Here is a 21,480-nt window from a genome sequence, read left to right on the forward strand (position 1 = left end):
ATAGTCCGTTCCATACAGCACAGCGAGGTTTCATGAAGTTTCCACGCCAGAATGTTTGGGCAGCACTGGGGCTGCAACCCCAGGCTACCGCCCCACTGCAGGAGCCATCCGTGTCCAGAATTTCTCGCCTCGTTCATGCTTGTCGTGCGGGTGCTGCGGGCTACCGTGCGCGAAGCATCATGGTTCCGCACCTTCTTGTGTCCACCGTTCTTCTCGCGTCGGTGCAGGTAGCGCTGGCCCAAGACTGCATCAGACTCGCATGCGCTCCTGCTGACAATTGTGAGGTCGCTCCTTCTCGGCTGACGGCAAAGCTTCCACCGGGCTTTGACATCCGGTCGATCCGAGGCAACACCAAGATTGCCAGCAGAGGCGAGGCGGCGCTCTTGGAATGCCGCCCTGCGAGTAGCCTTGGGACCGTGTGGTCTGCAGACCAAGCCAGCATCTACGGTGCGGTGCGTGTGGCGGGCAAGCTCCACGCGCAAGGCCTCCTCCGGTTCGAGCCCAACGACGGAGGTGACCTGGATTTCCGTCCGGACAAAACAAGCCTCCAAGCCGGTGGGCATTTCTTCAAGACGAACTTCGCACGCATCAAGCTGAACGAGGCCCAACCGTCGGTGAAAGTCACACCACCCCAGAGCCTGGCCCAGGCCGACTGCTGGCAAGCCCATGCGACCGTTGAACTGTCTGATTTCTCCGTGCTGATCGGAGACACTTCTGCCGCCGGTACGTACGCTCGGCAGGCACGAATCACGAAGGTCAGCGGCTTTCACCGATGCACCTGGGGTGGCAAATGAGGCGCGATCCTTCGTTGGATGTGGTGGCCTCCGGCACGGCATCTGGCATCCACAGAGTGCGTATCAGCTCTGGGGTCTCGGTATTGCTCCTGTTCATGCTCTCAGGTGCGGGAGCATCCCACGCCACCGACTCCAGGAATCCCGCATTCGATCAGACCTATGCCTATTGCCGTGACATAGACGGGTACTTGGTCACCCCGCCGGAATGGAAGCAACCCCAGGCTCCACAAGAAATTTCGGCAAGCAACAGCTTTTCGCCACTGCCGGACGCCTTGTTGCGGCGGCTCAAAGTCAAAGGGAATGTGATCACCCCAGAGACTGCCGAAAAGATGGCGCTGACGGTATCGGTGCTGAAGCCTCCAAGCCACGGAAAAGTGAAGGACTTGGTGCCCCCTGACCAGCGGTATGACAGCCACCTCCCGGAGGGAAAGACACTCTCCTTTCCACCCGGAACCACGCCCTACCACTACACCTTAATGCCCGATCTCGGCTACCAAGGAAAAGACCAGGTCGTCTATGAGGTTCGTGCCAATGGCAACCGCTACCGGGTGGTCGTCAACTTTCTGGTCGTACCCGCCGTCAGAGACAAAGGCCTGTCGCAATGCGTATCGGAGAACTTCGACCGATGACGCCCAGCCCCCCTCGGGAACAGCCCTCGGGAAGACCCGCGCCGCAAGACGGAGGCGACGATCTCGTGATGAAGGTTGAGTCGCCAAGTACTGCCGCCGCTACAAGCCCCACCAGCGGATAGCACCAATCTCCATTTCAACGCCCCCAGCCAGCTGCGACCCAGCGGTACACCCCTCAACCACCCTTGCTGCGACGCCAAAGCCACACCATTGCCTACCTGGCGGTTATCAGCAATGCATTAGCCTGGGCCAGCACGGTAGCCACGGTATCGGCGCGGCGTACGCGTACCCATGACGCAGAGTGCTGCTTGTGCGAAGTACATCAGGGTTCTGCCCCGTTGCTGGGCGAGCACCCCGCCTGCAGAGAAAGCCTGTTGCAGTGCGAAGAACGACAAGCCAGTCAAAATCGCAGAGCGGCCCCTGCGGTTCATGGCATGGGCGTTGCATGCACCCGCAAACCGCACTCGCACGCTCCATGACCTCGTCCTCCTCCGCCACTACCGCCCCATCCCCAGACGCGCAGCCCCCCATCGCCCCCGGCCTCAGCACCTCCGTGCTCTTGCTCATGGCCGTGGCCTGCGGCCTGTGTGCGGGCAGCAACTACTTCAACCAGCCGCTGCTGCATTCCATTGCCACGCAGCTGCAGGTGCGCGATGCATCGGCAGCGCTCATAGTGACGCTGGCGCAGGTGGCGTATGCGGCGGGGCTGCTGCTGTTGGTGCCGCTGGGCGACCTGCTGGAGCGGCGGCGGCTCATCGTCACGCTGATGCTGCTGGCGGCACTCGGGCTGTTCACCAGCGGTTTCGCTCACAGCTATGCCCTGCTGGCGCTGGGCACGCTGCTCACCGGTCTGTTCTCGGTGGCGGCGCAGGTGCTCGTGCCGCTGGCGGCCACCCTGGCGGCACCAGGGCGCAGCGGCCGGGCGGTGGGGCTGGTGATGAGCGGGCTGCTCACCGGCATTCTGGCGGCGCGCAGCGTGGCGGGGCTGCTGTCGGAGGTGGGTGGCTGGACGCTGGTGTACCGCGTGGCGGGCGTTGCCATGGTGGCCGTAGCGCTGGCGCTGTGGTGGGTGATGCCGGTGTCGCGCAATGCAGCATCGGCACAGACGCAGAGCTATGGCCAGGTCTTGCGGTCGCTGGGCACGCTGGCGCTGCGACACCCCAGGTTGCGCAGCCGGGCCTTGCTGGGTGCGCTGTCGTTTGCGTCGGTGAGTGTGTTGTTCTCCACCATGGCGCTGCTGCTGGCGGGACCTGCGCACCGCCTGGGTGATGCAGGCATCGGGCTGGTGGGGCTGGCGGGCGTGGCGGGTGCGCTGATGGCCAGTGTGGCCGGGCGCATGGCAGACCGGGGGCAGGCACAGGTGGCCACGGCCCTGTCGGTGGGCTTGTTGCTGCTGGGCTGGGTGGCGTTGTGGCTGGGCGCGAGCAGCCTGGCGTGGTTTGTGGTGGGCATGCTGGTGGCCGACCTGGCGCTGCAGGGCGTGCACATCAGCAACCAGAACGTGATCTACCGCCTGGACCCCACGGCCCGCGCGCGGCTGAACGCGGTGTACATGACCAGCTACTTTGTGGGTGCAGCGACCGGCTCGGCCATGGGGTCGGTGGCCTGGCTGTGGGGCGGCTGGGGCGCCACCTGCGCGCTGGGGCTGGGTCTTGCCGTGCTGAACGCACTGGCACTGGCACATGACCAGCGGCTGGCCCGGCGGGCGCGCAGCGGCGCGGCGGCGCCGCAGGCGCTCCAAGGCGCGGGGATGTAGCCGCGTGGCGACCGCCAACGACGCACGTTGTGACGTACCATGCTTGTACGGTCCCATCCCGAGACCTTTCAAGGAGGCCCCATGGCCAAAGGCGAACAGCGCAGCAACAAGATGGCGAAGAAACCCAAAAAGGACACCTCGCCACCCAAGGAACACAGCGCATCAGACCGGCCCATGCCGCCCGTGACCACTGTCATGCCCAAGGGCAAAGAAAAAAACAGGTAATCCACCACAGTGCGCTGCCGCCCCAAAAGGCGAAGCGCTACCAAATCAATAGCTGCAGGCGCATATTCAACAAGCCCCTGCAGCTATTTTTTCTTATAACCACGTATCAACAGCGCTGCACCCGGCGCGCAACGCCACCTCGCTCATGCAGGCTGGGTCAGCCGCTCCAGCCACTGCACATCGGGCTCGGGCCGGCCAAACAGGTAGCCCTGGTACACGATGTCCGGCGCACGCTGGCGCAGGAAGTCGGCCTGGGCCTGGGTCTCCACCCCCTCGGCCACCACGCGCAGGCCAAAGTGCCGGGCCACCGACAGGATGCCCTCGACCAGCACGCCGTCGTCGGCATTGGTGGGGGCCTCGTGCACAAACGACCGGTCGATCTTGATCTCCTGGATCGGCAGGCGCTTGAGGTAGGCCAGCGATGAATAGCCGGTGCCGAAGTCGTCCAGCGACATGTCCACGCCCAGTGCCGCCAGGGCGCGCATCTTGGCCACCGCATCGTCAAAGTCGTCGATCACTAGGCCTTCGGTCACCTCCAGCGTGAGCAGCCGGGGGTCGGCCCCCGTGGCGGCCAGCACGGCCCGCAGTTGCCCCACAAAGCCCGCCTGCCGGAACTGCCGCGCGCTGAGGTTGACCGACAGCCGCAAACGCCGCTCGCGAAACACCGGCTGCGCCAGCAGCGCGCAAGCATGGGCCAGCACCCACTCGCCCAGGCTGACGATGAGGTCAGACTCTTCGGCCACCGGGATGAACACGCCCGGCGCCACCAGCCCGTCGCGCGGGTGTTGCCAGCGCACCAGCACTTCGGCCCCTGTGACCTGCCCCGACACATCGACCTGCGACTGCAGGTGCAGCCGCAACTCGCCCGCGCCAATGGCGTGGCGCAGCTCGCGCTCCACCCGAAAGCGCTGCTCGGCCGCCTCGCCCATGCCCTGTTCAAAAAAGGCCGCCTGGCCGCCGCCGGCCTGCTTGGCCCGGTGCAAGGCGGTGCCCGCGCGCCGCAGTGCGTCGTGCGCCCCATCGTCCGAGGTTTGGGGGTACAGGGTGATGCCGATGCTGGCGCCCAGTTGGGCGTCCTGCGCGTCGCCCTCCAGCCGCAGGGGGCGCAACAAGGCGGTCTGCAGCTTTTCGGCAAAGGCCAGCGCGTGGCGGCCGGCCAGCGAGGCGTCGGCCCCCAGGCCATGCAGCACCACGGCAAATTCGTCGCCCGCCACCCGCACCAACAGGTCCTGCGGGGGCAGGATCTCGGACAGGCGCAGCGCCACGGCGCACAGCAGGCGGTCGCCCATTTCGCTGCCACGCGCATCGTTGAAGGTGGTGAACCGGTCCAGGTCCAGCAGCAGCAGGGCGTGCTGGGTGGACAACACACGGCCGGGGCGCCCACGCAGCGCATGCAGGCGCTCCATCAGCGTGGACCGGTTGGGCAGGCTGGTGAGGCTGTCGAAATGGGCCAGGCGGTGGATCTCGTCGGCGGCGCGCTTGCGCTCGGTAATGTCCTGCTTGAGTTCCACAAAGTGGCTCACGCGGCCATCGGTCTGGCGGATGGGTGCCACCACCACGGACTCGATCAGTGGTTGCCCGTCCTTGCGGTAGTTGACCTGCTCCCCTGCCCAGCTGTCCCCGCGTGCCAGCGTGGTGCGCAGGCCCTCGCGCTGCGCGGGCGCCAGGCCGTTGCTGGAGTAGTGGGCCGAGGCCTGGCCCACCACCTCGTCGCGCGCGTAGCCGGTGCGGCGCACAAAGGCCTCGTTCACGTACTCGATGTCCTCGCGCAGATCGGTGATGACGATGGCCTCGGGGCTTTGCTCCACGGCCCGCAGCAGCTTGCGCAGCGACGCCTCGCTGGCTGCCAGATTGGCTGCGGTCTGTTGGGCCTCGCGCACCCGGCTCATGTAGTTGCGGCGCGACAGCAGCGTGGCGGCGGCGGTCAGCACCAGAATGCCCGCAAGGTACACCGCACCCGCCACGCGGTTGGCCACCTGCACCGGCTTGAGCAGGCCCTGCATGTCCGCCCAGATGAAGCCCAGGAACAGCAGGGCCGTGAGTACCACCAGCGTCAGCGTGGCACGCACGCCCAGCAGCCATCCGGCCAGCACGACGATCACGGGGTAGTTCAGCAGATTGGGGCCATTGACGCCGCCATTGCGCGCCGCCACCAGCGACACCGACACCCACACGCCCCACACCAGCAGGTGGGTCGCCAGCGTCCACCGCCGCCAGCGCGCCAGCAGCAGCGCGGTGCCGCCAATGCAGCCCGCGACAAAGTTGAGCGCTACGCGCATCGGCTGCACGGGCTGGTCCCAGAGCAGCAGCAGGCCGATGACAAAACCCAGCAACATCACGGACCAGCCCGCCACCCGCACCAGGTGGCGCGTTGTGGCGTCTTCGTGGTCTGGCAGCGGAACAGCGGGAGCTTCGGCCATGGCGACGGGAAGTGCGGGGGAGGAAACCATCGTAACCGCAGGCATAGAAAACGCCTATGAACAAAATGCCGCTGGCGAGGCTGCAGCGCCCGCCCGTCGGCATCCCGTCGGCATCTGTACGTTGCGCCCCCGGTACCGTCGCCAGCGTCGGCACGGGATGGCCTACAGCGCCTGCTGGCCCACAGACGCAGGCCGGCTCACTCAGTCCGCGTCGCTGTCCGGCGCGGGCTCACGCACGCCAGAGCCTTTGCCCTTGGCCTTGGCGCGCGCAGCCTTCTTGGCCTGGCGCTTGGCGTCCTCGGCCAGGCCAGCAGCGCGCCAGGCCTCGAACTCGGCCGGGGTCTCCAGCGTGATGCGGCCCAGGATGGCGCTGCGGAAATCGGTCATCACGATCTCGGCCGCCTTTTGCAAGTTGACCTTGCCGCCACCCAGCATGGCCCCGCGTTTGCGGCCAATGGCTTCGAGCAGTTCTTCGTCGTGCATCTCGGCCACCGCACCCGCAGGCAGGCCCAGCTTGTAGCGCGCCTCCAGCAAGGGGGCGTAATGCTTCTGCAGGCGGCGCAGCAGCTCCAGCGCGACCAGTTCTTCGTCATACGCATTGCGGCCTACGGCGCCGCTGGCGGCCAGGTTGTAGCCGGTCTCGGGCACCACGATGCGCGGCCACAGCATGCCCGGCGTGTCCCACAGGTAGAAGTCGTCAGCCAGCGTGATGCGCTGCTCCAGCTTGGTGATGCCCGCCTCGTCACCGGTCTTGGCCTGGCGCTTGTTGCTCAGCGTGTTGATCAGCGTGGACTTGCCCACGTTGGGCACACCGCAGATCAGCACGCGCATGGGCTTGGCCATGCCGCCCCGGCTGGGCGCCAGCAGGTGGCAGGCGTCGATCAGCTTGCGCGTCGGGGCGGGGTCGGATGCATCCAGCGGCAACGCACGCGTGTCGCTCTGGGCGTTGTACCAGTCCACCCACAGCGCCGTGCGCTCGGGGTCGGCCACGTCCTGCTTGTTGAGCACCTTGAGCGTGGGCTTGTGGCCCGTGATCTCGGCCAGCAGCGGGTTGGCGCTGGAGCCGGGCAGGCGCGCGTCCAGCACCTCGATCACCACGTCAATGTCCTTGATGCGTTCGGTGATGGCTTTGCGGGTCAGGTGCATGTGACCGGGGAACCACTGGATGGCCATGCGGTGTACTTTCTACGTTGTTCTGAGGTGTCCGAGGGTGGCAAGGATAATCGCGGTCTTCCTTCTGCCCACGCCACGGCGTTTTTATCTGCATGCCAGCCCCTCTCGACACCTCGCGCAAGCCCAAGGCCACCAAGGCCGACAAAGAGCTGCTGTTCAAGGGCGTGACCTTGGCCCTCATCGGCCTGGTCATCTTGCTGGCGCCCTATGTGGCCCGCTCCACCAGCGTGCGCGACCTCATGGGCCAGGTGGCGCTGGTGGGCTGGTTTGCGCTGGTGCTGGGCATTGCGTTTGGCGTGCAGTACGGCCTGCGCCGCGCCAAGGCGGGGCGCCGCCAGCCGTGACCTTGCCTGAGGAGACAACCCCGGCCCCGGCGGTGGACGGCGCCACGGCGCAAGCCATGTTCGCGGTACTGCAGCAGCGCGCGGCCGCTCTTGGCATCACACTGCGCAACCCGCCGCCCGAGCCCACGACCTGCTGCGGGCGGGGCTGCAACGGCTGCGTGTGGGAGGGGTTTCTGAGCGCCGCCGAATACTGGCGGCAAGAGGCCTTGCTGCAGCTGCAGGACTGACTTTGAAGGGTTTTGGGCTGGTAGCGCTAGTGCAATATGCCTGAGCAGCTACTAATTCAATAGCAGATCAATTTGACCTGCCCCTGATCGCGCCTTCAGCCCAGCTGCTCCACCGCCATGTACTGCTCGCGCCATTCCTCAAACGGCAGCGTGTCGGCAGCCTCGATGGCCTTTTGTGCAGCGATCGACTCATCGGCCATCGCCACGTAGCGCGCCTGCTGCTCGGCCGTCCAGGGCAGCGACAGCAGCGCGTCGCGGGCGGCCATGGACTGCTGGCGCGCAAAGGCTTCAAAGCTGTGCTGGTGGCTTTGCACGATGCTGTCCAGCACGCGGGCTGACGGTGTGCACTCAGGCGCCGCCATCAAGGTGCGGGCATCGCGCAGCGCGGCGCTGTAGTCATCTGTGCCATGGGTGGCATCAAGCGCGGCGGCCAACGGCTCGCACGCCGCCAGCACCTCGGCACCCCATTCGGTGAGCAGCACGCTCTGGCCGTTGCGGGATAGGCGCAGACCGGGCTCGCGGCCGCGCTCTGCGGTGAGGTGCTGGTTCTGCTTGAGTTCGGCAATCTCGGCGGGCGTGTCGGGCGGGCTGTCGGACAGCAGGCAGTGCAGCAAGAACACGTCCAGCAGGCGCATGGTGGGTGCGGTGATGCCCACGGGCACGAACGGGTCCAGGTCCATCAGGCGCACTTCGACGTATTCGACCCCGCGTTCGCGCAGCGCGTGCAGTGGGCGCTCGCCCGTGCGCACCGTGCGCTTGGGGCGAATGGTGCCGTAGAACTCGTTTTCGATCTGCAGCAGGCTGGTGCCCAGCTGGTTGTAGTCGCCGCCCGGGTTGCGGATGCCCACGGCTTCATAGGCCGGGTACGGCTTGGTCAGCGCCTCGTGCAGCGAGTTGGCATAGCCCGTCAGGCCGTTGTAGCTCACGGCCAGCGTGGCCTGTGCGTCACTCTGGTAGCCCAGGCGGCCCATGCGCAGCGAAGTGGCGTGGGGCAGGTACAGCGCGCTGCCGCCCTCCATGGGCTGCAGGCGGTGTTCGCGCCCTTCCACAAAACAGGGGCACAGCGCGGGCGATGCGCCAAACAGGTACAGCAGCACAAACGCGTGACGGCGGAAGTTGCGGATGAGCGCGAAATACTGCTCGCTGTCCACACCCGGCAGTGACCAGTTGTAGTGAATGCCCGAGATGGTCTGCATGCGGCGGCCATAACGGTGGCCCAGGCCCATGCGATACACGCTCTTGGCGCGGCCCACGTTGGAGCTGCCGTAGCGGCCAATCGGAATCGTCTCGTCTGTGGGCAGGCCGCAGGGCATGCTGGAGGCCCAGAGCAGCTCGCCGCCGCTGTCCTTCAGGGTGTGGTGCACGAACTGGTGCACCTCGGTGAGCTCGTCCAGGCACTGCTGCACGCCCTTGTGGGCGCCGGTGATCAGCTCCAGCTGCGACTCGCTGTAGTCCGTGGTGATCAGGGGGTGTGTGAGGGCCGAGCCCAGCGCCAGCGGGTGGGGCGTGAGGGCCAGGCCGCCGGTGGGCAGCACGCGCAGCCCTTCCTTTTCAATGCCGCGGCGAATCCCCCCCAGGGCGTCCGCCGGGTAGGCGGCCAGTCTCTCGTGCAGTTTGCTCATATGTTTATACCGATCCAACTTCTGTCGGCCCGGAACTTAGCACGTTGAGCGCTGGCGCGCCCACGGGGGTGTCAAGCCCTTGCGGCCAAAGCGCGTCCAACCTCGTTGGTTCCTTGCGCTGCGCCACTTTGTGGTACTTGCTCGCCCGCGCGCTCGGTCACCTCGGCCAGGCGGGCCGCCAGTTGCTCGGGCACATCGGCGCCAATACCCAAGTGGATGCCCTGTGTGAGGGTGATATGGGCCGCTTCAAACGTGCCCGCACCGGCACACAAAATGGTGCGCGAAGGCGCGCTTTCGTGCGCCAGCACCAGCATGGCGGGCACCACGGCCTCGGGCTTCAGGGCATCCAGCACTTCCTGGGGCATCAGGCCCTCGGTCATGCGCGTGGCAGCGGTGGGGGCCAGGGCGTTCACGTGGATGTTGTACTTGGCGCCTTCGATGGCCAGCGTCTGCATCAGCCCCACCTGGGCCAGCTTGGCCGCGCCGTAGTTGGCCTGGCCGAAGTTGCCGTACAGGCCCGTGGACGACGTGGTCATGACGATGCGCCCATACTGCTGGGCCACCATGTGCGGCCACACGGCCTTGCAACAGTTGGCGGCGCCCATCAGGTGCACGTCCACCACCAGGCGGAAGTCGGCCATGTCCATCTTGGCGAACGACTTGTCGCGCAGGATGCCTGCGTTGTTGACCAAGATGTCCACCCGGCCCCAGGCGTCGATAGCCTGTTGCACCATGGCCTCGACGGCCGCAAAGTCGGTGACCGATGCACCGTTGGCCAGCGCCTCGCCGCCTGCAGCGCGGATCTCGTCGACCACGGCCTGCGCGGCCGTCACCGTGCCGCCGCTGCCGTCCACCGCGCCGCCCAGGTCATTGACCAGCACCTTGGCGCCGCGCTTGGCCAGCGCCAATGCATGCTGGCGGCCCAGGCCGCCGCCTGCGCCCGTCACGATGGCCACGCGGCCTTGGAAATCAATACCCATGGTGAAGGTTCTCCTGTTGTCTTGGTCGATGAATGTGTGGAACGCAAAAACCCCTGGCACCCCACCGCAGGTGTAGATGCCGCGCGCTGCACTGTAAGCCACTGCGGGGCCCGTGCGCGTTGCGCAGGCGACTGGATACCGCACCAACCCATTCCAGAGCCAGAACATGGCGCGCGGTAACGCGACACATTGGGAATAATGGGCAGCTGCGCAGGCTTCCAAGAGTGGCTGCGCATCCCTCCCTCACTCATTTTTTGATAGCTGCTAGCGCATGCAGTACTAGCGCTACCGGCCACTTTGACCCAAGGATCTCCCATGAAAGCCATCTGGAACGGCGTAGTGCTTGCCGAAAGCGATGACACGGTGGTGGTGGAAGGCAACCACTACTTCCCTGAAAGCGCACTGCACCGCGAGTACTTCACCTTCAGCAACCACAAGACCACCTGCGCCTGGAAGGGCCAGGCCAGCTACCTTTCGCTGCTGGTCAACGGCGAGATGAACACCGACGCCGCCTGGTTCTATGCCGACCCCAAGCCCGAGGCCGCCGAGATCAAGGGCCGCGTGGCGTTCTGGAAGGGCGTGAAAGTGACGGCCTGAGATGGCCTGCCAGCACGCTCAGCAGGTTATCCCTGCGCGCGCTGGACAATCATGTGGATAAGTTTTGGCAAGTCCTGTATGACAACGCCAAGTGCTTGATTTGCAAGGGAATGCACTGCATTGCCTCATTTTTAGGCAATTCACAAAATCATGGCGCGTGTTATCCCAACAGGCACTGGACAATGGTGTGGATAACCTTGGATAAGCCTTGTATGACAGGTTTAAGTGCTTGATTTACAAAGGATATCCTTGTGTCGCTCAAAAAACAGGCACTCACAACCCGCTGTGGGCAGGCCTATCCCACTGCTCCACAGAAGGCTCCAAAACCCCTGGTTATCCCTGTCTGCACTGGACAATCTTGTGGATAACTGTGAACAAGCCTTGTATGACAGTTTTAAGTCATTGATTTACAAGGAAACTTCTTGTGCCGCTGAAAAAACAGGCAGCTACGGTGGGTAAGGCGTCTGAGGTACAGTCCACGGCGGTTCTTTGTTGACCGCTCTATATTTCATAGCTTCCCGCGCATGATCCACTAGCGCTAGCGGCCCAAAACACTCCATATCCTCGTGTCCACCCCGCCCCTTCAGCACAGCCCCGCCGCAGAGCGCAACCAGGGGCCCATCTTGGCCCAGTTGCTGGCGTTGTTGCCCCCCACCGGCACTGCGCTGGAGATCGCCAGCGGCACCGGCCAGCATGCGGCCCACTTTGCAGCCGCCCTGCCCGACTGGACCTGGCAGCCCACCGACCTGCACGACACGCACTTTGGCTCCATCACCGGCTGGGCCACGCAGTCTGGTGCCCGCAACGTGCAGGCGCCACGGCGGCTGGACGTGCTGCACGACCGCTGGCCCAGCGAGGGCCCGGCATTCGGCGCCGCATCGTTTGACCTGGTCTACTGCGCCAACATGCTGCACATCGCCCCCTGGGCCTGCTGCACCGGGCTGATGCAGGGCGCGGCGCGGCACCTGGCACAGGGCGGTCGCCTGGTCACGTATGGCCCCTACCTCGAAGACGGCGTGCCCACCGCACCGGGCAACCTGGCCTTTGACGCCAGCCTGCGCGCGCAAGACGCCGCCTGGGGCATTCGCCGCATCGAAAACGTAATGGCCGTGGCCGCCCACGCCGGCTTGCATCTGGCCGCGCGGCACGCCATGCCCGCCAACAACCTGCTGCTGGTGTGGACCCACGCCGCCCACCAACCCTGAAGTGACACGCCCATGACGACACCCACCGCCGCCCCCTTCTTCATCGCCAAGGTCGAGCCCGACGGCACCCAGTGCGACGCCTGGCCCGAGCAGCCGCTGCTGCTGTCTATGGAGCAAGGCGGCATCGACTGGCCCAGCTCCTGCCGCAATGGCACCTGCCGCACCTGCCTGGGCCAGCTGGTCGAAGGCACCGTGCGCTACGCCATCGAATGGCCGGGCCTCACGGCCGAAGAAAAGGAAGAAGGCTGCGTGCTGCCCTGCGTGGCCTACCCCACGTCGGACGTGTTGCTGCAGGGCAGCGCCATCTGATCTGCGTCAGGGGCCGCGCTTTTCAGGCACGCAAGCAGCCCCAGTGCACTAAAATCCGAGGTTTTGGGGCACGATGCCCCTTTGACGTGCGGCAGCGCCGCATCGCATGTTCTTTGGGGCGGTTTCTTGGGGGCACAGCCGTTGCCACCGGCCACGGGAACCTGTGCTGCAGCACACCGCCAGCTGGCAAGCCGCCAGAGGCTCCCACAGAAAGCCCCAACCTTCCATGAACACCCCCCTCACCCCCGTGCCGATCTCGCCCGTCGAGGACATCGTGGCCGAGATGCGCGCCGGGCGCATCGTCATCCTGGTGGATGAAGAAGATCGCGAAAACGAAGGCGACCTCGTCCTGGCCGCCGACCACGTGACGCCCGAGGCCATCAACTTCATGGCCCGCTTCGGCCGGGGCCTGATCTGCCTGACGCTCACGCGCGAGCGCTGCGAGTTCCTCAAGCTGCCGCCCATGGCCGCGCGCAATGGCACGGTGTACAGCACGGCGTTCACCGTCTCCATCGAGGCGGCAGAGGGTGTGACCACCGGCATCTCGGCCGCCGACCGTGCCCGCACCGTGCAGGTGGCCGTGGACCGCAACAGCCAGCCCAGCGACCTGGTGCAGCCCGGCCACATCTTCCCGCTGCAAGCGGTGGACGGCGGCGTGCTGATGCGCGCCGGCCATACCGAAGCCGGTTGCGACCTGGCCGCCATGGCGGGCTGCAGCCCCGCTTCGGTGATCTGCGAGATCATGAAAGACGACGGCACCATGGCCCGTCTGCCCGATCTGCAGCTGTTTGCGGCCGAACACGGCCTCAAGATCGGCACCATTGCCGACCTCATCGAATACCGCAGCCGCAACGAGTCGCTGGTCGAAAAGGTCGGTACACGCACGCTGCAAACGGCCTACGGCGAGTTCACTGCCCACGCCTTCCGCGACCAACCCAGCCAGGCCGTGCACCTGGCGCTGGTCAAGGGCCAGTGGAGCGCCGACGACGTGGTGCCCGTGCGGGTGCACGAGCCGCTGTCGGTGTTCGATGCGCTCGAAGTCAACCGCTCCATGCACTCCTGGGGCCTGGACACCAGCCTGCAATACCTGGCCAAACAGGGCAAGGGCGTGGCCGTGCTGCTGAACTGCGGCGAAAGCGCCGCGCAACTGCTGGCGCAGTTTGAAGGCACCGCCCGCTCTGCCCAGGCGCCCGAGCGCGGCCGCATGGACCTGCGCACCTACGGCGTGGGCGCGCAGATCCTGCGTGAATGCGGCGTGCACAAGATGGCGCTGATGGGCCAGCCGCGCCGCATGCCCAGCATGACGGGCTACGGCCTCGAAATCACCGGCTTCATCCCCAAAGAATAAAGACAGGAACAGGATCACTATGTTTGGCGCAGACAAAGGCACCGCAGACAAACTGGACGGCAAGAAGCTGCACATCGGCATCGTGCAGGCCCGTTTCAACGAGAGCATCACCAACACCCTGGCCGCCGCCTGCCGCGCAGAGCTGCTGGCCCTGGGCGTGCAAGAAAAGCACATCAAGCATGTGCTGGTGCCCGGCGCACTCGAAGTGCCCGTGGCCCTGCAGGCCATGGCCGAGAGCGACGAGTACGACGCGCTGATCGCGCTGGGCTGCATCATCCGCGGCGAGACCTACCACTTCGAGCTGGTGGCCAACGAATCCGGCGCGGGCGTCACGCGCCTGTCGCTCGACTACCAGATCCCGATTGCCAACGCCATCATCACCACCGAAAACATGGAACAGGCCATCGCCCGCCAGACCGAAAAGGGTGTGGACGCGGCCCGCGTGGCAGTGGAAATGGCCAACCTGCTGGACGAACTGTCATGAGCGAAAACACCCCCACGCCATCGTCGGCACGCCCGCCCAAGCAGAGCCGCACAGGCCTCAAGAGCACCGGCACACGCAAGGCTGCCTCCAAATCCAACCGCAGCCGTGCGCGCGAATTTGCGTTGCAGGCGCTGTACCAGCACCTGGTGGGCGGCAACGACGCCACGGCCATCGACGCGTTCACGCGCGACCTGGCAGGCTTTCACAAGGCCGACTCGGCGCACTACGACGCGCTGCTGCACGGCTGCATCGAGCACGCAGCCAGCATGGACGCACTGATCACCCCGCTGCTGGACCGCAAGATGGCCGAGATCTCGCCCATCGAACACGCCACCATGTGGATTGGTGTTTATGAGTTCCAGAACTGCCTGGATGTGCCCTGGCGCGTGGTGCTCAACGAGTGCATCGAACTGGCCAAGGAGTTCGGCGGCACGGACGGCCACAAGTACGTGAACGCCGTGCTCAACGGCCTGGCCCCGAAGCTGCGCGCGGTGGAAGTGGCCGCCGACAAGGCCGCAGGCGCGGGCGCTGTCTGAACCTGCCCTGCCCCGCTGCCGCCCTGCCCATTGAACCGGGGCGGCTTGGTTTCTTTTCTTTCTACGCCCTCACGCCACCACGTCCACAAGGCGCCCGGTCGGGGCAGGATGCCATTCCATGAAGTTTTCCACGCGCGCCGAGCGCATTGAACCGTTTTATGTGATGGAGGTCGCCAAGGCCGCGCAGGCCCTGGCCCGCGAGGTGGCTGGCACGCGCGAACCGATGATCTTTTTGAACATCGGCGAGCCTGACTTCACCGCACCGCCCCTGGTGCAGGAAGCCGCCGCCCGCGCCGTGCACAACGGCGCCACGCAGTACACCAATGCGCTGGGCCTCGATGCGCTGCGCGAGTGCATCAGCGGCTGGTACCAGAGCCGCTTCGGCGTCAACGTGCCTGCGCGCCGCATCGTGGTCACAGCAGGCGCATCGGCCGCGCTGCAGCTGGCGTGCCTGGCGCTCATCGAGTCGGGCGACGAAATTTTGATGCCCGACCCCAGCTACCCCTGTAACCGCCACTTTGTGAGTGCTGCCGAGGGCAAGGCCGTGCTGCTGCCCACCACGGCCGAAGAGCGCTACCAGCTGAGTGCCGACAAGGTGCGTGCGGCGTGGAATGAAAAAACGCGCGGCGTGCTGCTGGCCTCGCCGTCCAACCCCACCGGCACCTCGATTGCACCCGACGAGCTGCGCCGCATCTACGACGTGGTGCGGTCGCACGACGGCATCACGATGATCGATGAGATCTACCTGGGTCTGTCGTACGAGGAAGAGTTTGGCCACACCGCACTCGCCATCGACGACAACATCATCAGCATCAATAGCTTCAGCAAATACTTCAACATGACCGGCTGGCGCCTGGGCTGGATGGTGGTGCCCGACGCGATGGTGCCCGTGGTCGAGCGCCTGGCGCAGAATCTGTTCATCTGCGCCAGCACCGTGTCGCAGCATGCAGCGCTGGCCTGCTTCGAGGCCGAGAGCATTGCCGAATACGAACGCCGCCGTGCCGAGTTCAAGGCCCGGCGCGACTTCTTCATCCCCGCGCTGCAGTCGCTGGGCCTGAATGTGCCGGTGATGCCCGATGGCGCCTTCTACGCGTGGGCCGACTGCACGCAGGCCGCGCAGCGCCTGGGCGTGACCGGCAGCTGGGACTTTGCGTTTGAGCTGATGCGCCGCGCGCACATTGCCGTCACGCCAGGGCGCGACTTTGGCACGGCCGAGCCCGAGCGGTTCATCCGCTTCTCGACAGCCAACTCGATGGCGCAATTGCAGGAGTCAGTGGAGCGGCTGCGCAAGCTGCTCGGATGACCAAGGCGAGCAACCCCACGATGGCGTTTGAATTTCCGATCCGGATCTACTGGGAGGACACCGATGCCGGTGGCATCGTGTTCTACGCCAACTACCTCAAGTTCTTTGAGCGCGCACGCACCGAATGGCTGCGCTCATTGGGCGTGGGCCAACAGCGGCTCCGGGAACAAACCGGCGGCATGTTTGTCGTAACCGACGCGCAGCTGCGCTACCACCGCCCCGCGCGGCTGGACGATGAACTGATTGTTACTGCCGCCCTGCAAAGCAGTGGCCGCGCATCGTTGACAATAGTGCAGCAGGCGCTCCTGAAACCAGAGCAGATGACCGACCAGCCCCCGACCTTGTTGACCGAAGGCACCATCCGCATCGGATGGGTGGACGCAGCGACGATGCGCCCCGCCAGAATTCCCAGCACCCTCCTGGAACAACTCACACCATGAATTCCCAAAACATGTCCATCATCTCCCTGGTGCTGCACGCCAGCTGGGTGGTGCAACTCGTGATGCTGCTGCTGCTGGGCGTGTCGGTGGCCAGCTGGGCCGCCATCTTCCGCAAGCTGTTTGCCCTGAAGCGCGTGAAGACACTGAACGAGGACTTCGAGCGCGAGTTCTGGTCGGGCACCAGCCTGAACGACCTGTACGCCGCGGCCGCCCAAAACGCCAAGCAGGCCGGCCCCATGGAACGCATCTTCGCCAGCGGCATGCGCGAATACCAAAAGCTGCGTGAACGCCGCATCACCGACCCCGGTACCTTGCTGGACGGCGCTCGGCGCGCCATGCGCGCGAGCTTCCAGCGCGAGATGGATGTGGTCGAGTCCAGCCTGTCCTTCCTGGCCTCGGTCGGCTCCGTGTCGCCGTATGTTGGCCTGTTCGGCACCGTGTGGGGCATCATGCACGCCTTCACCGGCTTTGCCGGCATGGAGCAAGTGACGCTTGCCACCGTGGCCCCCGGCATTGCCGAGGCGCTGGTCGCTACCGCCATCGGCCTGTTCTCGGCCATCCCGGCCGTAATCGCCTACAACCGCTTTGCGCGCGACATCGACCGCGTAGCCACTCACCAGGAGACCTTCATCGAAGAGTTCTCCAACATCCTGCAGCGCAACCTGGGCGCACAGCCCGCGTCCACAGGCCACACGGCCTCGGGCCACTGATCCGGGAGGCGCCCCATGCCCGCCATGGCATCCCGCGGCCGAGGCCGCCGCACCATCAACGAGATCAACATGGTCCCGTTCATTGACGTCATGCTGGTGCTGCTCATCATCTTCATGGTGACGGCGCCCATGCTTACACCGGGCATGATGGACGTGCCTAGCGTGGGCAAGAGCAACAAGCCACCCAAGGTTTTTGCGACGGTAGTCATCAACAAAGACGGCGCCATGCAATTCAAGACGCCCGAAGCGACCCGCACCCTGAATCAGCGCGAAATTGGCGATGCTGCAAGTCGCTGGCAAAAGGGGCAAAGCGGTGAGAGCGCCGTGGTCATCAGCGCCGACAAGGGCGTGCAGTACGAAACCGTGGTGAAGGCGATGGACGCCCTTCAAAAGGCAGGCGTGCAACGCGTCGGCCTGTCGGTCAAGCAAGGCGGTTGAACCGAACCAGCCCGGCACCGCTCAGACGCCCATGCACGCCCACACCGACCGCGATCAGTTTGCCCCGCCCCGCCCACCGGCGCGCCTGCGCGCCATCACGCTGGCGGTGCTGGTGCACGCAGTGCTGATCGGCGCGCTGACCTGGGGCGTGAACTGGAAGAACACGGCCGACCAGCCCGCCGTAGAGGCTGAGTTGTGGGCCGCTGTGCCCACGCAAGCAGCTCCACGCGCCGTGGAGCCCCCGCCACCTCCTCCCCCCCCTCCCGTGCAGCCGGCCACCCCGCCCGCCCCGCCGCCACCGCCGGTACGGGCCACAGAGCCGCCGGACACGCGCGAGGCAGACATTGCCATCGAGCGCGAGAAGAAGCGCCTGGAACAGGAAAAGAAGGCCCGCGAGCAGCAAGAGCTGCGCGAGAAGCGGGAGCGCGAGCGCAAGGAAGAAGAGCGCCGCGAACGCCTGGAGCAGGAGAAGAAAGAGCGCCAACAGAAGGAACGCGAAAAAGAAAAGGAACAGCGCGAAAAGCAGCTGGCCGAGCAGAAGAAGGCCGAGCAGGAAAAGCAGAAGAAGCTGGCCGAAGACAAGCGCAAGGCTGACGAGGCCGCCAAGCGCAAGGCCGAGGCGGAAGAAAAGCAGCTGGCCAAGATGCGCGAAGACAACATGCGCCGCATGCAGGGCCTGGCCGGTGCCACAGGGGCCGAAAACGCCACCGGCACGGCCCAGCGCAGCGCGGGCCCCTCGGGCAGCTACGGCGGCAAGGTGGCGGCGAAGGTCAAGCCCAACATCGTGTACCCCGACGCGATCTCGGGCAACCCGCGTGCCGAGGTGGAAGTGCGGCTGTCACCCGACGGCACCATTGTGGGCAAGCGCCTGGTGCAGTCCAGCGGCAACAAAGCCTGGGACGACGCGGTGCTGCGGGCCCTGGACAAGACCGAAACATTGCCGCGCGATGTGGATGGGCGGGTACCTCCCTCTCTGACCATTGGCTTCAGGCCCCAGGACTGAGCGGAGCTCCGAGCCCTGAACGGGCTTGCCCTTCCGTAGCGGATCCCCGGCCCTGCCGATGCGCTGCCCAGGCCCACGCGCTACGCGCTCACCGCCTGCGACTGAAACCCCGTAGCAGTTGGCACTGGCACGCTGTGGACTGAGCCGTGACCCGTGAGGCCCCAAAGCAAAGCGCCCGGCAGAACCGGGCGCATTTTTTTGCTTTTTACGCCTGTAGCGCTAGTGGAACATGCTCCGCACGCTATACATTCAATAGCAAACCACCGTTGTGCATCAGCGGTCGCGTCGCTCCATGCGGCGGTTCAGGTTCAGTGCACCCAGCGTGCAGGCCACGCCCGACAGCAGGTACACCGTCACCGCCAGCAAACCGAACTGCGACGACAGATACAGAGCCACCAGCGGTGCAAACGCTGCGCCGATGATCCACGCAAGGTCGGCCGACAGGGCCGCACCGGTGTAGCGGTACTGGGGCGAGAAATTGGCTGTGACGGTGCCCGATGCCTGGCCGTACGACAGGCCCAGCAGCACAAAGCCCAGCAGCAGGAACATGGTGCTGCCCACTTCACCAGTGTTGAGCAACACCGGCGCCATGAAGCTGAATACCCCGATCAACACGGCCATGCCGCCCAGCAGCTTGCGGCGGCCCAGGTGGTCTGACAGCCAGCCGGACACCATGATGGCGCCCGCCGCGAGGAACGCGCCGACGATCTGCACGCCCAGGATCTGGGTCACGGGCTGCTCGGAGTACAGGGTGATCCACGACAGCGGGAACACAGTGACCAGATGGAACAGCGCAAAGCTGGCCAGTGCAGCAAAAGCCCCCAGCAGCACGTTGCTGCCTTCGTCGCGCATGACGCGGCTCACCGGCACCGGCTGCAACTCACGCTCCTTGAGCAGTTCAGAGTACGACTGCCCCACCACCAGGCGCAGACGCGCAAACAGGGCCACCACGTTCACCGCAAAGGCCACAAAAAACGGATAGCGCCAGCCCCAGGCCAGAAACTCCTGCACCGTGAGGCTGCTGTACAGGTAGGCAAACAGGCCAGCAGCCAGCACAAAGCCCAGCGGTGCGCCCAACTGGCCGATCATGGCGTACCAGCCCCGGCGCTCCTTGGGGGCCGACATGGCCAGCAGCGACGGCAGGCCGTCCCACGACCCGCCCAGTGCGAGCCCTTGGCCCACACGCAGGATCAGCAAGGCCACGATGGCGGCGGTGCCCGCATCCTTGTAGCCCGGCAAAAACGCCATGCCCACGGTGCAGACGCCCAGCATGAACAGCGCAATGGTCAGCTTGGTGCCCCGCCCCCAGCGCCGCTGGATGGCCATGGAGATGGCGGTACCCACCGGGCGCACCACGAACGCAACGGCCAGCAGCGCAAAGGCCATCAGCGTACCGTCCAGGCGAGACATAAAGGGAAACAAGAAGGATGGGAAGACAAGAACGCAGGCGATCCCGAAAACGAAGAAGTCGAAATACTCGGACGAGCGTCCGATGATCACGCCCACAGCGATTTCGCTGGGGGTGACGTCCTCATGCGTATCAGCCCGCGAGAGAGAGGCGGCGCTTTCGTGAAAACCGGCCGCAGGGTAAGTGGCAGTGGCGGGGCTGCTCATGAACATGGCTCCTTGACGTTGTGTAGCTAACTCAGACCGTTCCGTTCTACACGCAACTTCTGTGAGCCACAAGTGCGGTTTCACTATGCCGGCTGCAGGAAATGTCCTTCAAAGCCCTCGAATGCACCACATTGGTGCAAAAACAGCCTGCGCGTTTGACCTTGGACAAAATGTCCAATCGACAAAAAAGCTAGCGCTAGTACATTCGCACACATCCCGTTATCCGCGTTTACCCTGAAACGCATTGATCGCGCTCTTCACATGCTCAAACTTCCCCAACTTCGTGGGCCCACCTGGCTGCTCGCCCTGACAGCGCTGGGCAGCCTGGCAGGCTGCAGCAAGGCTGTCGTGCTCAACCCGGCCGGTGACGTCGCGGCCCAGCAAGGCCAGATGGTCATCACCGCCACGCTGCTGATGCTGATCATCATCGTGCCCGTGATCGCACTCACCCTGCTGTTTGCCTGGAAATACCGCCAAGGGAACACCGAGGCCGAGTACGACCCGGAATGGCACCACTCCACCACGCTGGAGCTGGTGATCTGGACGGTGCCGCTGCTGATCATCATCGCGCTGGGCGCTATCACCTGGATCGGCACCCACAAGCTGGACCCCTACCGGCCTCTGGACCGCATCGACGCGCAGCGCGCCGTGCCTGCCGATGTGAAGCCGCTCGAAGTGCAGGTGGTGGCCATGGACTGGAAATGGCTGTTCTTCTACCCCGAGCAAGGCATCGCCACCGTCAATGAAGTGGCCGCCCCGGTGGACCGCCCCATCCTGTTCAAGCTGACGGCCACGTCCACCATGAACGCGTTTTACGTGCCCGACCTGGCCGGCATGATCTACGCCATGCCCGGCATGCAGACCGAGCTGAACGCGGTGATCAACAAGCCTGGCGTGTTCAAGGGCATGTCGTCGCACTACAGCGGCGCAGGCTTCTCGGGCATGACGTTCAAGTTCCACGGACTGAGCAATGAAGACTTTGCCCAGTGGGTGCAAAAAGCCAAGACCGAAGGCAAGCCGCTCGACAAGGGCACCTACCTGAACCTGGTCAAGCCCAGCGAACGCGACCCGGTGCAGCGCTTCGCCTCGGTGGAAGAAGGCCTGTACGACAAGGTGCTCAACCGCTGCGTCGAAGACGGAAAGATGTGCATGCACCACATGATGGCGATTGATGCCCAGGGCGGCGACGCCTATGTGCGCGCCATGGGGCTGAACCTGCCCCAGGACGTCTGCACCGTGCAAAACGCCGCCCAGGTGGTGGCCGCACTCGAATCCCGCAACGCACCGGCCTCCACCTCCGGCGCCAGCATCCGTCAATGAGCT

23 protein-coding genes are annotated in these 21,480 nt (G+C 65.3%); 18 read left to right on the forward strand and 5 right to left on the reverse strand.

The window, feature by feature from the left end; all coding sequences use genetic code 11:
* Positions 1-416: 416 nt before the first annotated feature.
* The 4 genes from ACT531_RS13135 to ACT531_RS13150 all read left to right on the forward strand — a co-directional run bounded on the left by ACT531_RS13135 (position 417) and on the right by ACT531_RS13150 (position 3,404).
* The gene (locus ACT531_RS13135; RefSeq protein WP_476017701.1) at positions 417-794 is read left to right on the forward strand and encodes a hypothetical protein; all 378 of its coding nucleotides are present in this window, start codon (positions 417-419) and stop codon (positions 792-794) included.
* A complete protein-coding gene (locus ACT531_RS13140) occupies positions 791-1,423 on the forward strand; it encodes a hypothetical protein (RefSeq protein WP_476017702.1) in 633 nt (210 codons plus the stop codon). Before ACT531_RS13135 ends, ACT531_RS13140 begins: the two co-directional genes overlap by 4 nt.
* A gap of 475 nt (positions 1,424-1,898) precedes the next feature.
* Entirely contained in the window at positions 1,899-3,179 is a 1,281-nt protein-coding gene (locus ACT531_RS13145; RefSeq protein WP_476017703.1) for an MFS transporter, read from the forward strand.
* Positions 3,180-3,260: 81 nt separating this feature from the next.
* Complete coding sequence (locus tag ACT531_RS13150; RefSeq protein ID WP_015015020.1) at positions 3,261-3,404, forward strand: hypothetical protein; 144 nt, start codon at positions 3,261-3,263, stop codon at positions 3,402-3,404.
* 143 nt (positions 3,405-3,547) lie between these two features.
* On the opposite strand, the gene ACT531_RS13155 is transcribed toward ACT531_RS13150, so the two are convergent.
* Positions 3,548-5,824 (reverse strand): putative bifunctional diguanylate cyclase/phosphodiesterase, encoded by a 2,277-nt coding sequence (locus ACT531_RS13155; protein WP_209819902.1) that lies wholly within the window; start codon positions 5,822-5,824, stop codon positions 3,548-3,550.
* 201 nt (positions 5,825-6,025) lie between these two features.
* Positions 6,026-6,997 carry a ribosome biogenesis GTPase YlqF gene (gene ylqF / locus ACT531_RS13160; RefSeq protein WP_476017704.1) on the reverse strand — a complete coding sequence of 324 codons (972 nt, stop codon included), beginning with the start codon at positions 6,995-6,997 and terminating at the stop codon, positions 6,026-6,028.
* 92 nt (positions 6,998-7,089) lie between these two features.
* Between ylqF and ACT531_RS13165 the strand changes: the two genes are divergently transcribed.
* Both ACT531_RS13165 and ACT531_RS13170 read left to right on the forward strand, forming a co-directional pair.
* A complete protein-coding gene (locus ACT531_RS13165) occupies positions 7,090-7,341 on the forward strand; it encodes a hypothetical protein (protein ID WP_116747548.1) in 252 nt (83 codons plus the stop codon).
* Between the two features lie 56 nt (positions 7,342-7,397).
* Positions 7,398-7,568: an oxidoreductase-like domain-containing protein gene (locus ACT531_RS13170; protein WP_051022734.1), complete on the forward strand. Its 171-nt coding sequence runs from the start codon at positions 7,398-7,400 to the stop codon at positions 7,566-7,568.
* Between the two features lie 95 nt (positions 7,569-7,663).
* Here ACT531_RS13170 and gshA read toward each other — a convergent pair whose 3' ends face one another.
* On the reverse strand, positions 7,664-9,190 hold the full coding sequence (gshA, locus tag ACT531_RS13175) for a glutamate--cysteine ligase (protein ID WP_476017705.1): 1,527 nt from the start codon (positions 9,188-9,190) through the stop codon (positions 7,664-7,666).
* Between the two features lie 71 nt (positions 9,191-9,261).
* The gene (locus ACT531_RS13180) at positions 9,262-10,170 is read right to left on the reverse strand and encodes an SDR family oxidoreductase (RefSeq protein WP_060983969.1); all 909 of its coding nucleotides are present in this window, start codon (positions 10,168-10,170) and stop codon (positions 9,262-9,264) included.
* A gap of 315 nt (positions 10,171-10,485) precedes the next feature.
* Here ACT531_RS13180 and ACT531_RS13185 point away from each other — a divergent pair, with 315 nt between their 5' ends.
* The 11 genes from ACT531_RS13185 (at position 10,486) to tolA (ending at position 18,543) form a co-directional block, all read left to right on the forward strand.
* Positions 10,486-10,767, forward strand: coding sequence for a DUF427 domain-containing protein (locus ACT531_RS13185; protein WP_015015027.1), 282 nt, complete (start codon positions 10,486-10,488; stop codon positions 10,765-10,767).
* Between the two features lie 566 nt (positions 10,768-11,333).
* On the forward strand, positions 11,334-11,972 hold the full coding sequence (locus ACT531_RS13190) for a DUF938 domain-containing protein (protein ID WP_110961004.1): 639 nt from the start codon (positions 11,334-11,336) through the stop codon (positions 11,970-11,972).
* Positions 11,973-11,984: 12 nt separating this feature from the next.
* A complete protein-coding gene (locus ACT531_RS13195; protein WP_476017706.1) occupies positions 11,985-12,281 on the forward strand; it encodes a 2Fe-2S iron-sulfur cluster-binding protein in 297 nt (98 codons plus the stop codon).
* Between the two features lie 226 nt (positions 12,282-12,507).
* Positions 12,508-13,629, forward strand: coding sequence for a bifunctional 3,4-dihydroxy-2-butanone-4-phosphate synthase/GTP cyclohydrolase II (ribBA, locus tag ACT531_RS13200; RefSeq protein ID WP_110961003.1), 1,122 nt, complete (start codon positions 12,508-12,510; stop codon positions 13,627-13,629).
* 19 nt (positions 13,630-13,648) lie between these two features.
* On the forward strand, positions 13,649-14,113 hold the full coding sequence (gene ribH / locus ACT531_RS13205; protein WP_015015031.1) for a 6,7-dimethyl-8-ribityllumazine synthase: 465 nt from the start codon (positions 13,649-13,651) through the stop codon (positions 14,111-14,113).
* Positions 14,110-14,649, forward strand: coding sequence for a transcription antitermination factor NusB (nusB, locus tag ACT531_RS13210; RefSeq protein WP_476017707.1), 540 nt, complete (start codon positions 14,110-14,112; stop codon positions 14,647-14,649). Before ribH ends, nusB begins: the two co-directional genes overlap by 4 nt.
* A gap of 118 nt (positions 14,650-14,767) precedes the next feature.
* Positions 14,768-15,952: a pyridoxal phosphate-dependent aminotransferase gene (locus tag ACT531_RS13215; RefSeq protein WP_476017708.1), complete on the forward strand. Its 1,185-nt coding sequence runs from the start codon at positions 14,768-14,770 to the stop codon at positions 15,950-15,952.
* A gap of 20 nt (positions 15,953-15,972) precedes the next feature.
* Positions 15,973-16,392 (forward strand): tol-pal system-associated acyl-CoA thioesterase, encoded by a 420-nt coding sequence (gene ybgC, locus ACT531_RS13220; protein ID WP_110961308.1) that lies wholly within the window; start codon positions 15,973-15,975, stop codon positions 16,390-16,392.
* The gene (gene tolQ / locus ACT531_RS13225; protein ID WP_015015035.1) at positions 16,389-17,102 is read left to right on the forward strand and encodes a protein TolQ; all 714 of its coding nucleotides are present in this window, start codon (positions 16,389-16,391) and stop codon (positions 17,100-17,102) included. The genes ybgC and tolQ overlap by 4 nt, the downstream gene beginning before the upstream one ends.
* A gap of 15 nt (positions 17,103-17,117) precedes the next feature.
* A complete protein-coding gene (locus ACT531_RS13230; protein WP_110961000.1) occupies positions 17,118-17,540 on the forward strand; it encodes a biopolymer transporter ExbD in 423 nt (140 codons plus the stop codon).
* A 31-nt stretch (positions 17,541-17,571) separates the two neighbouring features.
* The gene (gene tolA / locus ACT531_RS13235; RefSeq protein WP_110960999.1) at positions 17,572-18,543 is read left to right on the forward strand and encodes a cell envelope integrity protein TolA; all 972 of its coding nucleotides are present in this window, start codon (positions 17,572-17,574) and stop codon (positions 18,541-18,543) included.
* A gap of 273 nt (positions 18,544-18,816) precedes the next feature.
* Here the strand turns inward: tolA and ACT531_RS13240 are convergent, their stop codons facing one another.
* Positions 18,817-20,157, reverse strand: coding sequence for an MFS transporter (locus tag ACT531_RS13240; RefSeq protein WP_110961307.1), 1,341 nt, complete (start codon positions 20,155-20,157; stop codon positions 18,817-18,819).
* A gap of 261 nt (positions 20,158-20,418) precedes the next feature.
* Here ACT531_RS13240 and cyoA point away from each other — a divergent pair, with 261 nt between their 5' ends.
* Positions 20,419-21,477, forward strand: coding sequence for a ubiquinol oxidase subunit II (gene cyoA, locus ACT531_RS13245; protein ID WP_108498854.1), 1,059 nt, complete (start codon positions 20,419-20,421; stop codon positions 21,475-21,477).
* The last annotated feature ends 3 nt before the right edge of the window (positions 21,478-21,480 follow it).

The sequence above is a fragment of the Acidovorax sp. DMC1 genome (assembly GCF_056314325.1).